We start from the raw sequence: 14998 nt of genomic DNA, 5'->3' as shown, positions 1-14998 counted from the left end.
AAGCTTTGTTGCCGGATTGAAATATATGACGGCAGGCGTTCGATGGTTTTAGATAGGCGCTCGCAAATGCATCGAGGGTGTGCTGGCCGTGAGTCGCTTGTTGCTGGTGGACGACGACACCGAAGTTCTTGCTCTGCTGAAGAGGTTTCTCGAGCAGCACGGCTATAGCGTGGACGTTGCCACCGACGGACAGGCGCTGTGGCGCGCGCTCGAGCGGCAACTGCCGGATCTGGTGATCCTCGACGTGATGCTACCCGGCGACAGTGGCCTGGTGCTGTGTCAGCGCCTGCGCACCGAGCACTCGATGGCGATCATCATGCTGACGGCGATGAGCGAGCTGAGTGATCGGGTAGTGGGGCTGGAACTGGGCGCCGATGACTACCTGAGCAAGCCGTTCGATGCCCGCGAATTGCTGGCGCGGGTGCGTGCGGTGTTGCGTCGTACCGGCGAGGTACGCAGCGTACTGCATGAGCGGCCACGGCCGATCCTGGAGTTCGCTGGCTGGCAGCTCGACGTGACCCGCCGCGAGCTGCGCTCACCGGACAAAGTCCTGATTCCCCTTTCGGCTGGCGAGTTCGAACTGCTGTTGGTACTCGCCGAGCATCCGCAGCGTGTGCTGAGTCGTCAGCAGCTGCTCGACATGGCGCGCGGTGAAGCCTATGACGCTTTCGATCGAAGCGTCGATGTGCAGGTCAGTCGGTTACGGCGCAAGCTCGATGCCGAGCCCACGCGCAGTTCGATGATTCGTACCATCCGTCATATCGGCTATCTCTTCACGCCCTGTGTAGTGGTGAAACGATGAGGTGGTTGTCGCGACTAAAGGGCGGTATCTGGCTGACGCGTGACACCGTCGCGCGCTGGATCGCCCTGACCACCCTGGCTTCGATGCTGACCGCCTTGCTGCTGAGTTCGCTGCTCAGTCTGCTGGCAGGCGTATGGGCGCGACCGCCATTGCTGGAGGCGGGATTGATGGAGCGCATGGCCGGCATTGCCCGGATTGCCGATGCGCTACCGCCCGAGCAGAGGCAGAAGGCGGCTGATGCCGCTGGCGATGAGGCATTCAACGCCCGATGGTTACGGCAGCACAGTGACGCTCAGGTCCCGGCGATCGATGATTCTGTTTTCCGTTACGGCGCTGACGTGTTGCAGCAGTTGTTGCAGCGGCCGCAGGCCAGGATCGAGGCCTATGAACCGAAGGACTGGCCGTCGCCGCGTGATGAAAGCCGTTATGTGCTGATGATCGAACTGGCCGATGGCAGCTGGATGGAGTTCTCCACGGCGTCTCGCGTCTGGGGGCTGGAGAGGGTACCGCGCAGTCTGGTGTATCTGGTCTTGATGATGATCTCGACCATCATCGTGGCACTGGTTGCCACCCGCTACCTGGCTGCTCCGTTGGAGCGTTTCGCGCAGGGCGCGCAGCGTTTCGGGGTGGACTTCAGGGCACCGCCGATAACGCCAGTGGGGCCTCAGGAAATCCGTCAGGTCATCGTCGCGTTCAATGCCATGCAGTCGCGGCTACGGCACTTTCTCGATGATCGTACGCAGATGCTGGCAGCCATCTCCCATGATCTGGGGGCGCCGCTGACGCGCATGCGGCTGCGTGGCGAGTTCATCGAGGATGCGGAGCAGCAGGCGAAACTGTTCAGCGATGTCGACGAAATGCAGGCGATGGTCAACTCGGCGCTGGATTTCTTTCGTGATGAGGCTCGCCTCGAAACGGCGACGGCTTTCGACCTGAGTGAGCTGCTGCGCACCATCGTCGACGACTTCAGGGATTCCGGCGTTGAGGTGGCGATACAGGTGCCCAGGCGCCAGGTCTATGTCGGTCGGCCGATCGCGATCAAGCGCATGCTGGTCAACCTGCTGGAGAACGCCGTCAGATACGGACGTGAAGCGCAGGTGATGCTGCAGGCCGATGATGAGGGTGTCGAAATCCGCGTGCTCGACCGTGGGCCGGGTATCCCTGTGGAGCAGCAGGAGGCGGTATTTGCGCCGTTCTACCGTCTGGAGGCCTCACGCAACAAACACACTGGCGGCGTCGGCCTGGGGTTATCGGCTGCGCGCGCCACGGTGCTGGAGCATGGTGGTCGGCTGATCCTCGGCAATAGAGCGGAGGGCGGGCTGGAGGTGCGGGTGATGCTGCCATTTGCCTAGCGTGGCGGCGGAGAGCATCCGCCGCCAGGGCACTCAGAGCGCGCCGAATACCTTCTTCGCCAGGCTGGTAGCGGCACCGGCCGGGTTCTGGCGGATGCTGGCCTCCTGCTTGGCAATCATCTCGAACAGGCCGTCGAGCGCCTGTTCGGTGACGTAGCTTTCCACCGTGCTGCTCTTGGCGTCGACCACGCCAAAGCTGGCGGCCTGGCCGGCGAAGGCGTTGTACTGCTGGGCCAGACCGACCTGGTCGGTGGCCTGCTTGACGATGGGCAGGAATTTGGCGCGGATCTGCTCGCGGCTGCTCTTGTTCAGGTACTGGGTGGCCGAGTCCTGCGGGCCGCTGAGAATCGACTTGGCGTCGGCCACGGTCATCTTCTTCACTGCGTCGACCAGCAGCGCCTGGGCCTGTGGCACGGCAGCCTCGGCGGCCTTGTTCATGCTCGCTTCGAGCTGATCGACCTGGGCGCCCATGCCCATCATCTTCATGGTCTTGGCAGCCTTGCCGAGCGTGCCGGGCAGCTCGATGCGCACGTCCGGGTTGTTGCTGAAACCGCCGGGGGTGCCCAGTTGCTTGACGGCCACCTGGGCGCCCTGGATCAGGGCATCCTTGAGGCCGCCACTGGCGTCCTGCTGGCTCAGGTCGGAGAGGGACAGGGCGAAGACGTTGGCCGAAAGCAGCAGGCCAGCGGCGAACGTGGTGAGGCGCAGCATGGTGTTCATCCTTGCATCGGGGGGGAATGCTGTGAGCTTAACGGAGTCTGCAGCGTAGGCAAGCCAAGCGATGGGAGTGGATGGGCAGCGCGCCTGGCTATGGCTATGATCAGGACCATGAATTCACTATTGCCCCTGCGTACTCCCTGCCCACCGGGTGCCTGCGATTGTCAGCGTGACGAGCTGCTGGACAGGCCTGGCGCCGACACGCGCATTTTGCTGCTGAACCGCAGCGAGGAGCAGCGCCTGCTCGAGCGTCTGGAAAACCTGCAGAGCCTGGATGATCTCGAGCGCATGCGGCAGCGTATGTTCGAGCAGTTGGGCATTCGCCTGCATATCGAGCCGGCCCATGGCGAGGTGCGCAGCATGCGCGGTATCCACATGCATTTCGATGCCCACCCGGGACTGTGTCGAAAGACCCGGCAGAGCATTCCGGCGGCGATCCGACGGGCGATGGAGAAAAGGCCGGAAATCGCCTGGCGTCTGCTCGATGCCAACGATTTGCTGGGAGCTGGCTAGGTCGAGTACGCATTGATCGAAAACGACAAGGCCACGCTGATGCGTGGCCTTGTCGTTTGTGGCAGATGAACAGGCTAGCAGGCTGTTGAAAAACTACCTGCGTTGGCAATGCTGCGTCAAAAACGGCCTCGTGCGCGAGTCCGATCAAAATGCTCATTTACAACTCGTAAACTGCGCTTTTTCGGCCGTTTTTTCCTTGTCTTGCCTGCCTCGTCTACGTTTTTCAACGGCCTGCTAGCGTTGCCAGCCGCCACCCAGTGCCCGGAACAGATCGGCCAGCGCCAGTTGGCGCTCGGTGCTGATCTGGATCAGCGTGGTCTGGTCGTTGAAGCTGCTGCGCTGGGCATCCAGGTAGCGTAGGTGGTCATCCACACCACCTCTGTAGCGAGCTTCGGCCAGGGCTTCGGCCGCTCGGCTGGACTCGGCCAGTGCGCGCCGCGCGGCTTCTTCACGGCGCAGCGTGTCGGTGGCGGCGAGGGCGTCGGCGACTTCGCGGAAGGCGGTCTGGATGGTGCCTTCGTAGTCGGCCACGGCGGCGTCCTGGCGCACTTCGGCGAGATCCAGGTTGGCGCGGTTGCGGCCGCCAGCGAAGATCGGCAGCGACAGCGTCGGGGCGAAGCTCCAGGCCCGCGAGCCGCCCTCGAACAGCCCGGACAACTCGGTACTGGAGCTGCCCACCGACCCGGTCAGGGTGATGCGCGGGAAGAACGCCGCACGGGCCGCGCCGATATCGGCATTGCGCGCCTTGAGGCGATGTTCGCTGGCAAGAATGTCGGGGCGCCGTTCGATCAGTTCCGAGCTGGTGCCGGGGGCGATGTCTTGCAGCACCATCAGCTCGTCGCGTGGGGTCGACGGCAACAGTTGCCCGGCGTCTGGCGTGCCGAGCAGCAGCGCCAGGGCGTTGTCCGCCTGGCGCAGCTGGCGCTCGGTGCTTTCTCGCTCGGCCCTGGCCTGCTCGGCGAGGCCGACCGCTTCCTGGTAATCCAGAGCGGTGGCGGCGCCTACTTCGCGGCGTCTGCTGACCAGCTCCAGTGACGCCAGGCGGCTGTCCAGGGTCTGTTCCACCAGCGCCTTGCGCCGTAGTGCGCCATCGCGGGTCAGGTAGGCCTGGACCACCTCGGCAATCAGGCTGATCTGCGTGGCGCGGGTCGCTTCCTCGGTGGCCAGGTAGGTTTCCAGTGCGGCCTCGGACAGGTTGCGCACACGGCCGAACAGGTCGACCTCGTACTCGGCCAGACCCAGACCGACCTGATAGACGCTGGCGACTTCCGAACGGCCGGTCTGCGACTGATCGGCCGGCAAGCGCTGGCGGTTGCCGCTGGCGTTGGCATTGAGCGACGGTAGGCGGTCGGCGCGCTGGATGCGGTACTGCGCACGCGCCGCTTCGATATCCAGCAGCGCCTGGCGCAGGCTGCGGTTGTTGTTTAGTGCGGTATCCACCGCGCGGCGCAGGTCGGCATCGACGATGAAAGTCTGCCAGTCCAGCGCTTGTGCGCGGCTGCCATTGGCGTCGGCCACCTGCCAGTCAGCGGCGACCGGCGCCTCTGGCCGCTCGTAATGAGGCGCCAGGGAGCAGCCGCCAAGGGCGACGGCCAGGGTCAGCAGAGCGGGGCGCAGAATGAGGTGAGAGGTCATCGCATTACTCCGCTTTGTGCAGGGGATGGTTGTCGGTTTGCTGAGGTTTGGTACGCAGCAGCGACAGCACCCAGACGAAGAAGATCGGCACGAAAATCACCCCGAGCATGGTCGCGCTGAGCATGCCGCCCAGTACGCCGGTACCCAGTGCGCGCTGGCTGGCGGCGCCAGCGCCGGTGGCGATGGCCAGCGGCACCACGCCGAGCATGAAGGCCATGGAGGTCATGATGATCGGGCGGAAACGCAGGCGTGCGGCTTCGAGGGCGGCATCGCGCAGCGAGTAGCCGTCTTCCCACAAATCCTTGGCGAACTCGACGATGAGGATGGCGTTCTTCGCCGCCAGGCCGATCACGGTGATCAGGCCGACCTTGAAGTAGACGTCGTTGGGCAGGCCGATGGCGGTCACCGCCAGCACTGCGCCGAGGGCGCCGACCGGCACGATGAGCATCACGCTCAGCGGGATCGCCCAGCTCTCGTAGAGGGCTACCAGCAGCAGGAACACCACGGTGATGGCCAGGGCGAAGAGCATCACTGCCTGGCCGCTGGCGACGCGCTCCTGATACGACAGGCCGGTCCACTCGTAGCCGATGCCTTCCGGCAGTTCGGCGGCGATGCGCTCCAGTTCGGCCATGGCCTCGCCGGTGCTCACGCCAGGGGCGGCGTCGCCAGCGATGCGGATCGACGGATAACCGTTGTAGCGGGCGATCTGCACCGGGCCTTCTTCCCACTGGGTGGTGACGAAGGCGCTAAGGGGCACCAGGCCGCCGCTGTCGTTGGGCACGTGCAGCCGGAGCACGCTTTCCGGGGTCATCCGTTCGGCCTGCTCGGCCTGCACAACCACGCGTTGCTGGCGACCTGCGTTGGCAAAGTCGTTGATCACCGAGGAACCGAATGCGGTAGACAGTGCGCTGCTCACCGACTCGAAGCTCACACCGAGGGTACGCGCTTGTTCGCGGTCGATGACCAGGCGCAACTGCGGCGCCTCGGCCAGGCCTTCCATCATGGCGTAGAGGAACTTCGGGTTGCCGTTGACCTTGCCCAGCACCTCGTCGCGTGCGGCGAGCAGGGCGTCGCGACCGAGACCGGCGCGATCCTGCAGGCGCAGCGCGAAGCCACCGGAGTTGCCCAGGCCTTCGATTGGTGGTGGCGGCACGGCCATCATGGCGCCGTCGTCGAGGTTGGCGAAGTGCTGGTTGACCGCTGTCGATTCGGCCTCCGGTGATTGGGTGGAGTCACGCTCCGACCAGTCCTTGAGCAGCGGGAAGGCGATGGCGGCGTTCTCGCCCATGCCGGAGAAGCTGAAGCCGAGCACCAGGAAGGAGGTCTCGATGGCGTCGCGGGCCATCAGGAATTCTTCCAGTTCCTCGCCGGCTGCCGAGGTGCGCTCACGGGTGGCGCCCGGTGGCAGCTGGATGTCGACGATCATGTAGCCCTGGTCTTCGACCGGCACGAAGGATTCCGGCAGGCGCAGGTAGAAGAAGCCCATCAGCACCACGATGCCCAGGTAGATGAACATGACGCGGCCGGCGCGTGGCGCCAGTTTGCCGTTGAGCGCGGTGTAGCGCCCGGTCAGACGAGTGAACAGGCGATTGAAGGCGCCGAAGAAGCCGGTCTTCTCGTGATGCCCCTCTGGGATGGGCTTGAGAATCGTCGCGCACAGCGCCGGGGTGAAGGTCAGGGCAAGGAAGCCGGAGAACAGGATCGACACCGCCAGCGACAGCGAGAACTGCTGGTAGATGACGCCGACCGAGCCGGACATGAAGGCCAGCGGCAGGAACACCGCCGACAGCACCAGGGTGATGCCGATGATCGCCCCGGACACCTGGCCCATCGCCTTGATGGTCGCCGGCACCGGCGCCAGGCCTTCCTCGGCCATGATCCGCTCGACGTTCTCCACCACCACGATGGCGTCGTCGACCAGGATGCCGATGGCCAGCACCATGCCGAACATGGTCATCATGTTCACCGAGAAGCCCAGCAGGTACATGAAGGTCAGGGTGCCGAGCAGGCACACCGGCACGACGATGGACGGGATCAGGGTGTAGCGCACGTTCTGCAGGAACAGGAACATCACCAGGAACACCAGTACCATGGCCTCGACCAGGGTCATGATGACCTTGTCGATGGCCACGTCGACGAAGCGCGAGGTGTCGTAAGGCACCGAGAACTCGACGTTGTCCGGGAAGTTCACCGACAACTCGGTCAGGCGCTGTTTCACCGCCTCGGCAGTCTGGATGGCGTTGGCACCGGGCGACAGCTGCACGGCGGCGGCGACGGCGGGCTTGCCGTCCTGGCGCGAGCCGAAGTTGTAGTCCTGGCTGCCGACCTCGATGCGCGCCACGTCGCCCAGGGTCAGGCGCGAGCCGTCCTGGTTGGCGCGCAGCACGATGGCGGCGAACTCATCCGGGTTGTCCAGGGTGCCCTTGACCGCCAGTGTCGCGGTCAGTTGCTGCTCGCTGGAGCCTGGCGTGCTGCCGAAGGCGCCGGCCGGCACCTGCGCGTTCTGCGCGCGGATGGCGTTGTTCACATCGTCGATCGACAGGCCATAGCCGACCAGCTTCTGCGGGTCTATCCACACCCGCATGGCGGCTTCGGAGGCGAAGAACTGCAGCTTGCCTACACCAGGGACGCGACGGATTTCGTTGTTGATGTTGCGCGCGGCGTAGTCTGCCAGCGCCGTGGTGTTGTCGTCCTTGCCGCCATCCTTGTAGCTCAGCGCGTAGATCAGCAGGAAGCCCGCCGTGGCCTGCTCGGTCTGGATACCCAGGGTGAGCACGGCCTGCGGCATACGCGCCTCGGCTTTCTTCAGGCGGTTCTGCACGTCGACCTGAGCCAGCTCAGGATCGGTGCCCGGCTGGAAGGTCACGGTGATCTCGGCGATACCGTTGGCGTTGCTGGTGGACTCGAAGTACAGCAGGTTCTTCGCGCCGTTGAGCTCTTCCTCGATGACGCTGGTCACCGAGTCGGTCAGCACCTGCGCCGAGGCGCCGGGATAGGTGGCGGTGACGGTGATCTGTGGCGGCGCCACGTTGGGGTACTGCGCCACCGGCAGGAAGGGGATGGCCAGCAGGCCGGCCAGCGAGATGAACAGGGCGACCACCCAGGCGAAATTGGGGCGCCGTATGAAAAACAGGGACATGAGGTTCTCTCCGGCTTACTGCGCCTGGGGTTGTGGAGCGATCGCGTCGGATGCTGCGGCAGCTTCCCCGCGCGGCACGACCTTGGCGCCGGGCTTGATGGCGGCCAGCGAGCTGGTGATCACCTTGTCGCCGGCCTCGAGGCCTTCGGCGATCAGCCAGCGTGAGCCGTGCATGGCGCCGGTGGTGACCTGGCGAACCTCGACGGTGTCGTCTTCGCCCAGCAGCATCACGCTGGCCTGGCCGTCGGCGGCACGCTGCACGGCGCGTTGAGGTACCAGGATGGCGTTCTGATTGAGCCCCTGCGGCGTCAGCACGCGCACGTACATGCCGGGCAGTAGCACGCCTTGCGGGTTGTCGAAGCGGCCGCGCAGGGCGATCTGGCCGGTGCTGCGATCCACCGAGATGTCGGTGAACAGCAGGGTGCCTTTGCTCTCGATATCGGTGCCATCGACGCGCAGCGACAAGGGCTGATCGGCTGCACCGGCAACTTTGCCATCGGCGATGGCGGCGCGCAGACGCAGGGCATCGGCGGCCGGCTGGGTGAAGTCGGCGTAGACCGGGTCGAGCTGCTGAATGCGGGCGAGCAGGGTGGCTTCACCCTGGCCGACCAGCGCGCCTTCGGTCACCTGGGCGCGGCCGATGCGGCCGGCAATGGGCGCGCGCACTTCGGCATAACCCAGGTCCAGGCGAGCGGTTTCCACGCTGGCTTGCGCCGAGCGCTTGTCGGCCTGGGCGCTTTGCAGGGCCGCCCTGGCTACATCGAAGTCCTGCTTGCTGACCGCATCGATCTTCACCAGCGGCTCGTAGCGCTTGACCGTGGCCTGCGCCTGGAACAGCTGCGCCTCGGCCCGGGCCAGTTCGCCCTGGGCACGGGACAGGGCGGCCTTGAACGGCGCCGGGTCGATCTGGAACAGCAGGTCGCCGGCTTTGACGTCGGCGCCTTCCTCGAAGGTGCGTTTGAGCACGATGCCGGCGACCCGGGCGCGTACTTCTGCCACCCGTACCGGCTCGATACGGCCTGGCAGTTCGGCGATCACGGTGAACGGCTCGGTCTTGACGGTCAGCACGTCGACCTCGCGTGGTGGCGACTCACCCCATCCTTGCTCGCCTTGGTCGCAGCCGGCCAGGCCGATTGCCGCCAGTAGAGCGACCACTGAAAAAACGTAACGTCCGCGAATTCTGCTCATGCCTGTCACCTGGAGTGAGATCCATTTTCCCTGAAAGGCGCGAATGATCATGCTTTGGCTAAAATGAGTCAATATTGACTCATATGAATCTTCTGTGGGCAAAATTGTAAGTCCCCGTTGAGTCTGGGGACTTTTTCTGCACAATGCGCGCTGCTCAAGCGGAGGGCCTTCGATGTCCAATGATGAAAAACTGCTCAAGGCCCTGGCCGTTGCCATCGTCGACCGCCCGCGGGCGACGCTGAAAGATCTGGCCGAAGCCGCGGGCGTCAGCAAGGCCACCTTGCATCGTTTCTGCGGTACGCGTGACAGCCTGGTCGAGCGCCTGATGAATCACAGTCAGGCAGCGCTCAATCAGGTGATAGAGGACGCCGACCTGCAGGTCGCCGATGTGGCGCAGGCATTGCGTAATCTGATCGAGAATCACCTCAGACACCGCGAATTGCTGGTGTTCATGATCTTCCAGTACCGCCCGGACAGCCTCGACCCGGACAAGGACGGTGCGCGCTGGATCGCCTACACCGATGCGTTGGACAGCTTCTTTCTGCGCGGACAGCAGGAGGGATACTTCCGCATCGACATCACCGCCGAGCTGCTGACCGAACTGTTCGTGTCGCTGATCTATGGCATGGTCGATGCCGAGCGCCGTGGCCGCGCCGCCAGTGCGCGTTCGCTGGCGATACTGGAGCAGTTCTTTCTCAAGGGCGCCGGGCAGCCGCGCCCCTGATGCCCAAGCCCCGTTGCCTGGCTGCTGTCACCACGGCAAGCGCTGGCCGTCGTAGGCGTGGAAGCTGCCGCTGTGCTCGGGCCCCAGCGCATCGATCACTCGCAGCATTTCAGCGGCGGCATGCTCGGCCGGACGCGCAGCGCTGGCGCCGCGAAAGGGTTGCGACAGGGGAGAGATGACCGTGCCGGGATGCAAGCTGAGCAGCCGTGCCTTGGGCTTGCTGCGTGCCAGCTCGATGGCGGCGGTCTTGATCAGCATGTTCAGCGCCGCCTTGGACGAGCGGTAGGCGTACCAACCACCGAGGCGGTTGTCGCCGATGCTGCCGACCTTGGCCGAAAGCATGGCCATGGCGCCCTGTTTGTCCAGCAGAGGCAGAAAATGGCGCAGCACCAGAGCCGGCCCCAGCGCATTGACTTGGAATACCGCCTGCAAGGCCTCGGCCTCGATGGCGGCCAGGCTTTTCTCCGGCGCTATGCCCGGGCGATGTAGCAGTCCGGCCGTGAGCAGGATCAACTGATACGGCCCTTCGTCCGCCAAAGCTGCTGCTGCTTCGGCGATGCTGGTGGGGGTTTCCAGATCAAGCGCCGGTGAGCTGCTGCGGCTCAGCTCACGTACGCCGGCGCAGTTGGGGTCGGCACGCAGCAACTGGCAGAAGGCCTGGCCGATGGCGCCGCTGGCGCCAATCACCAGCGCCTTGTAGCCGTTGCCCAGGCTGTGCAGGGTCATGGCTGAGCGGCGCCACGGCGGAAGAACAGCGTGACCTGACCGAGTTCGATACCGAACTTGCTCATGACCGAGCGATTGATCAGGGTGTCATCGTCCATCAGGTACATCCAGTCATCGAAGTAGACGACGTAGGTGCTGTCATCCACCGGCAGATTGAGGTGGTAACGCCAGCGCAAGGCGTTGCCGGCCACTTCACCGATGGCTTCGCCCACCACATCGTCAGCGGTGCCGATCCAGCGGCCGGCGCCGTCGGGCGTCAGCGTCCAGACCCGACGCTGGCGGGTGCCGTCGCTGTACAGGAAGCGCTCATCGAGGATCAGCTTGTCGCCCTCGCGGCGACTCTGGATATCGACGTGAAAGCGCTTGATCACTTCACCGGAGCGGTCCTGGAACATGCCCCAGGCCTGCACCGGCCCGGAGAAGTAAGTGGGCAGATCCAGCACGGGTTTTTCGTTGGCGTAGCGTTCGACCGGTACCTGACCACAGCTGATCAGCAGCAGGCTGCTGAGCACAATCAACAGGGTTTTCATGCAATACCTCAGGGGTTAAGGCCGAGCAATGCCGCGCGCAGCTTCGGACTGCGGGTCTGCGGATCGAGCCAGATGGAGAAGAAGGCGCGGGCGAACTCTTGATCATCGATGACGTGCTGCAGCTTGCCGTCGACATAGAAGCGGCAGCCCTGGTCGGGCAGGAATACGCCGGTGATGCGCGTACCATCCTTCACGTCGACGAACGCCTGGCTCATCTGTTGCGTCCACTCGGCCTGCTGTTCGCGGTCGAGGGGCTCACCGTTGATCCGGCGAATTTCGTCGAGGCTGGTGTCGACCAGGGTCTCCCGGCTGATGGTGCGTCGGTAGGTCAGTTCCAGAGCGAAGGGCTGGGTGAAATCCACCTGCTGCACCGGGCTCCATAGCTTGGCGTTGTAGACCGAGAACCCGAACCAGCTGAAATCACCACTGCCGACCAGGTTGGCCTGAGGCAATTGCTCACGCCAGCCAGCCTGGCTGTTGGCGTGCGCCAGGCTGCCGGCGAGCATCAGCGTCAGCAGCAGAGTCGAACAGAGACGCGACGTCCGGTTGGCCATGATCCCTCCTTGCACAGTGGGTATTCACTGCGGCCAGACACTGGCCGCGGGTACTGAATAAAAAAATCCGACAACCAAAAAGGGGAGAGGTGGGTTGTCGGATTGCGCAGCTTGTCAGTGCCGCCTGCGATCAGGCGGCGAACTCCTCGTCGGTGAAGGCCATCAGCGTCGCCTTGCCTGCCTTGATTTCGCTGAGCAGAGCGTCGGCTTCTGGCAGGATGCGGGCCATGAAGAAATCGGCGGACTTGATCTTGGCCGCATAGAAATGGGTTTCCGAACTGCCGGCATCGAGTTGGCGCTGGGCCAGCTGGGCTTGTTGCGACCACAACCAGGCCAGGCTGGTCAGGCCGAACAGGCGCAGATAGGGCGTGGCCGCTGCCGCAGCCTGCTCCGGGTCCTTGCTGCCTTCGCTGGCCAGCCACAGGGTGGCTTGCTGCAGTTGTTTCAGTGCCTGGGTGACAGCCGCTGTGTGCGGGGCTTCGGCATTGTTCTTGAGCCAGCCTTCGACCAGAGCGAAATAGGCGCGTACGGCGCGACCGCCACCGAGGGACAGCTTGCGGCCGACCAGATCGAGCGCCTGGATGCCGTTGGTGCCTTCGTAGATACGGGTGATGCGGCTGTCGCGCACCAGTTGCTCGATCCCCCAGTCTTCGGTGAAGCCGGAGCCGCCGAGCACCTGCAGGCCCTCGTTGGCGCAGGTGAAGCCTTCATCGGTGAGGAAGGCCTTCACCACCGGAGTGAGCAATTGCACCAGATCGTCGGCGCGGCTGCGCGTTTCGGCATCTTCGGCGCCGTGGGCGATGTCCTGCTGCAGGCCGGCGAAGTAAGCGAGGGCGCGGCAGCCTTCGATCATCACTTTCTGCCGCAGCAGCATGCGCCGTACGTCCGGGTGCACGGTGATCGGGTCGGCCGGTTTGTCGGCGGCCTTCGGCCCGGAGATGGAGCGGCTCTGCAGGCGTTCGCGAGCGAAGCCCAGGGCGATCTGGTAGGCGCTTTCGGCCACACCCAGGCCCTGCATGCCGACCATCAGGCGCGCCGAGTTCATCATGGTGAACATGCAGCTCAGGCCCCTGTTCGGCTCGCCGATCAGCCAGCCCTTGGCACCTTCGAAATTCATCACGCAGGTGGCCGAACCCTTGATGCCCATCTTGTGCTCCAGGCCGCCACAGAAGGCCGGGTTACGGCTGCCGTCCTCCAGCACCTTGGGTACGAGGATCAGGGAGATACCTTTGACGCTGTCCGGTGCGTCCGGCAGCTTGGCCAGCACCAGGTGGACGATGTTGTCGACCAGGTCGTGCTCACCACCGGTGATCCAGATCTTGGTACCGGTGATGGCGTAGCTGCCGTCGGCCTGCGGCACGGCACGGGTGCGAATCAGGCCGAGATCGGTACCGCATTGGGGTTCGGTCAGGCACATGGTGCCGGTCCACTCGCCGCTGATCAGGCGCGGCAGGTAGGTCTCCTGCTGTTCGGGCGTGCCGTGACTGGTCAGGGCGTTGATGGCACCGTGGGTCAGGCCGGGGTACATGCCGAGCGACAGGTTGGCCGAGCAGGTCATCTCCTCGACCAGCATGTTGAGTACGTGGGGCAGTCCCTGGCCGCCGAACCGAGGCGTGCAGGCCAGTGCCGTCCAGCCGCCTTCGGCGAACTGCTGATAGGCGGCCTTGAAACCGTCGGGGGTGCGCACGCTGCGGGTCTGTGGGTCGTACTGGCAACCCTGTTTGTCACCGGGGCCATTGAGGGGGGCCAGTACGTTCTCGGCCAGCTTGGCCGCCTCTTCGAGAATTGCGCCGCCGAGGTCGGCAGTGAACTCACGCTGTTCGGGCAGCGTTTGCAGCAGGGTATAGGCGTCGAGCAATTCTTCGAACACGAAGCGCATATCACGCAGCGGAGCACGGTAGGACGGCATGTCGATTTACCCAAAGCTGTACAATGATTATTTATGTACAGTTTTTGTATAGCCGTTTGCCCTTCTTTGCAAGCCCTTTCGTGCACGTTCGTGCAATGGCTGCCGAGTCACGCCGGTGGTTGTGCAGGCTGTACAGGTTTTGCCGGTCCTGAAACGACAACGCCCGACAGGTCAGAGACGCTGTCGGGCGTATGCATCACGGGTGCGAACATCAGGGCAGGGGGCGGCCCTGATGTTCGACAAGGGCGCTAACGTTGCCGCGTCAGGCAGCGCAAAGCCTCAAGGCCACTGCATCTCGCCCTTGAGTACCTTGGCGCTCAGCTCCAGGCTGCTGTCATCCTGGAGCCCCGGAAAGCGTGCCTTCATCGCCGTGATCAGCGCCTGGGTATCCTTGGCTTTCGGCAGTTCCTGCTCCAGAGCCAGCAGGTAGTCGCGGGTGAAGCGCAGGTCGGCCAGGTCCATCGCCGGCTGGCCCAGGTAGTGGCCTGGCACCAGGCTGGTCGGTTGCAGGGCTTCGAGTTCATCCAGCGACTTCAGCCAGCGCTGGCGGGCCTCAACGCTCTGTGCATCGGCGACCCACAAGTGGATGTTGGCGCTGGTCAGCACGCCGCCGACCACGGCCTTGATGCCGGGAATCCACAGGCTGGTGTGCTGCGGGTCATGCCCGAGCACTTCGATAGGCTGGCCTTCCAGCTCCAGCCGATTGCCTTGCAGGGCTTCGGGTACAAGGGTGCGGGCTGGTGCGCTGTCCTTGAGAATCGGCCCCCAGTAGGCCAGCTTGGGGGCGCGGGTCTTCTCGATGTAGGCGACGGTGGCCGGTGTGGCCAGCACCTTGGCTTCGGGATAGGCGCGGGTCAGAACGTCGAGACCGAAGTAGAAATCCGGGTCACCGTGGCTGATGAAAATGGTGGTCAGGCGCTTGCCACTGGCACGGATACGTTCGACCAGTTCCTGCGCCTCATCGTTGGAGAACTGCGCATCCACCAGGATGGCGTCCTTCTCACCGCTGATCAGTGTCGAGCTGACCGGAAATACAGCGGCTTCGCGTGGGTTGTAGGTGTCCAGTGTCAGCGGTTGGGCGAGGGCGCCGCTGGCTGCGGCGAGCAGGCCGAGGCCGGCGAGCAAACGGGTAACGTGGGACATGGTGATCTCCAGACAGATAAGGATGCGGCGCATCTTATGTGCTACCTGGCGAGCGAAAAGCCCCGT

13 protein-coding genes are annotated in these 14998 nt (G+C 64.4%); 4 read left to right on the top strand and 9 right to left on the bottom strand.

From position 1 onward, the window contains the following. Nucleotides 1-88 precede the first annotated feature (88 nt). Together INS93_RS12190 and INS93_RS12185 are read left to right on the top strand one after the other, a co-directional pair. Nucleotides 89-802, top strand: a complete 714-nt coding sequence (locus INS93_RS12190) for a response regulator (protein WP_160016707.1) — start codon at nucleotides 89-91, stop codon at nucleotides 800-802. Beyond that, entirely contained in the window at nucleotides 799-2154 is a 1356-nt protein-coding gene (locus INS93_RS12185; RefSeq protein WP_192982241.1) for an ATP-binding protein, read from the top strand. The genes INS93_RS12190 and INS93_RS12185 overlap by 4 nt, the downstream gene beginning before the upstream one ends. 33 nt (nucleotides 2155-2187) lie before the next feature. Here INS93_RS12185 and INS93_RS12180 read toward each other — a convergent pair whose 3' ends face one another. After that, nucleotides 2188-2865, bottom strand: a complete 678-nt coding sequence (locus tag INS93_RS12180) for a DUF4197 domain-containing protein (RefSeq protein WP_116618157.1) — start codon at nucleotides 2863-2865, stop codon at nucleotides 2188-2190. Between the two features lie 117 nt (nucleotides 2866-2982). On the opposite strand from INS93_RS12180, the gene INS93_RS12175 reads away from it, so the two are divergent. Continuing rightward, on the top strand, nucleotides 2983-3384 hold the full coding sequence (locus INS93_RS12175) for a hypothetical protein (protein ID WP_192982239.1): 402 nt from the start codon (nucleotides 2983-2985) through the stop codon (nucleotides 3382-3384). A 234-nt stretch (nucleotides 3385-3618) separates the two neighbouring features. Here INS93_RS12175 and INS93_RS12170 read toward each other — a convergent pair whose 3' ends face one another. Genes INS93_RS12170 through INS93_RS12160 form a run of 3 tightly spaced genes read right to left on the bottom strand, consistent with a single transcriptional unit; the run spans nucleotide 3619 to nucleotide 9346 of the window. After that, nucleotides 3619-5019: an efflux transporter outer membrane subunit gene (locus INS93_RS12170; protein WP_192982237.1), complete on the bottom strand. Its 1401-nt coding sequence runs from the start codon at nucleotides 5017-5019 to the stop codon at nucleotides 3619-3621. A gap of 4 nt (nucleotides 5020-5023) precedes the next feature. Continuing rightward, on the bottom strand, nucleotides 5024-8158 hold the full coding sequence (gene tmexD / locus INS93_RS12165) for a multidrug efflux RND transporter permease subunit TMexD (protein ID WP_192982235.1): 3135 nt from the start codon (nucleotides 8156-8158) through the stop codon (nucleotides 5024-5026). Between the two features lie 15 nt (nucleotides 8159-8173). Beyond that, on the bottom strand, nucleotides 8174-9346 hold the full coding sequence (locus INS93_RS12160; protein ID WP_192982233.1) for an efflux RND transporter periplasmic adaptor subunit: 1173 nt from the start codon (nucleotides 9344-9346) through the stop codon (nucleotides 8174-8176). Between the two features lie 172 nt (nucleotides 9347-9518). On the opposite strand from INS93_RS12160, the gene INS93_RS12155 reads away from it, so the two are divergent. Beyond that, nucleotides 9519-10070 (top strand): TetR/AcrR family transcriptional regulator, encoded by a 552-nt coding sequence (locus INS93_RS12155; protein ID WP_160016702.1) that lies wholly within the window; start codon nucleotides 9519-9521, stop codon nucleotides 10068-10070. A 27-nt stretch (nucleotides 10071-10097) separates the two neighbouring features. Here INS93_RS12155 and INS93_RS12150 read toward each other — a convergent pair whose 3' ends face one another. The 5 genes from INS93_RS12150 to INS93_RS12130 form a co-directional block, all read right to left on the bottom strand. Next, nucleotides 10098-10796, bottom strand: a complete 699-nt coding sequence (locus tag INS93_RS12150) for an SDR family NAD(P)-dependent oxidoreductase (RefSeq protein ID WP_192982231.1) — start codon at nucleotides 10794-10796, stop codon at nucleotides 10098-10100. Further along, nucleotides 10793-11326 (bottom strand): DUF3833 domain-containing protein, encoded by a 534-nt coding sequence (locus INS93_RS12145; RefSeq protein WP_192982229.1) that lies wholly within the window; start codon nucleotides 11324-11326, stop codon nucleotides 10793-10795. The genes INS93_RS12150 and INS93_RS12145 overlap by 4 nt, the downstream gene beginning before the upstream one ends. A gap of 8 nt (nucleotides 11327-11334) precedes the next feature. Continuing rightward, nucleotides 11335-11880, bottom strand: coding sequence for a chalcone isomerase family protein (locus INS93_RS12140; RefSeq protein WP_192982227.1), 546 nt, complete (start codon nucleotides 11878-11880; stop codon nucleotides 11335-11337). A 130-nt stretch (nucleotides 11881-12010) separates the two neighbouring features. Next, entirely contained in the window at nucleotides 12011-13789 is a 1779-nt protein-coding gene (locus INS93_RS12135; protein WP_192982225.1) for an acyl-CoA dehydrogenase C-terminal domain-containing protein, read from the bottom strand. 279 nt (nucleotides 13790-14068) lie between these two features. Further along, nucleotides 14069-14932: an MBL fold metallo-hydrolase gene (locus INS93_RS12130; protein WP_192982222.1), complete on the bottom strand. Its 864-nt coding sequence runs from the start codon at nucleotides 14930-14932 to the stop codon at nucleotides 14069-14071. Nucleotides 14933-14998 lie beyond the last annotated feature (66 nt).

The organism is Pseudomonas sp. EggHat1 (assembly GCF_014892995.1).
Lineage (GTDB): Bacteria > Pseudomonadota > Gammaproteobacteria > Pseudomonadales > Pseudomonadaceae > Aquipseudomonas > Aquipseudomonas chaetocerotis.
The sequence above is the reverse complement of the archived record's forward strand: the minus strand, read 5'-3'. Positions and strand labels throughout refer to the sequence as shown.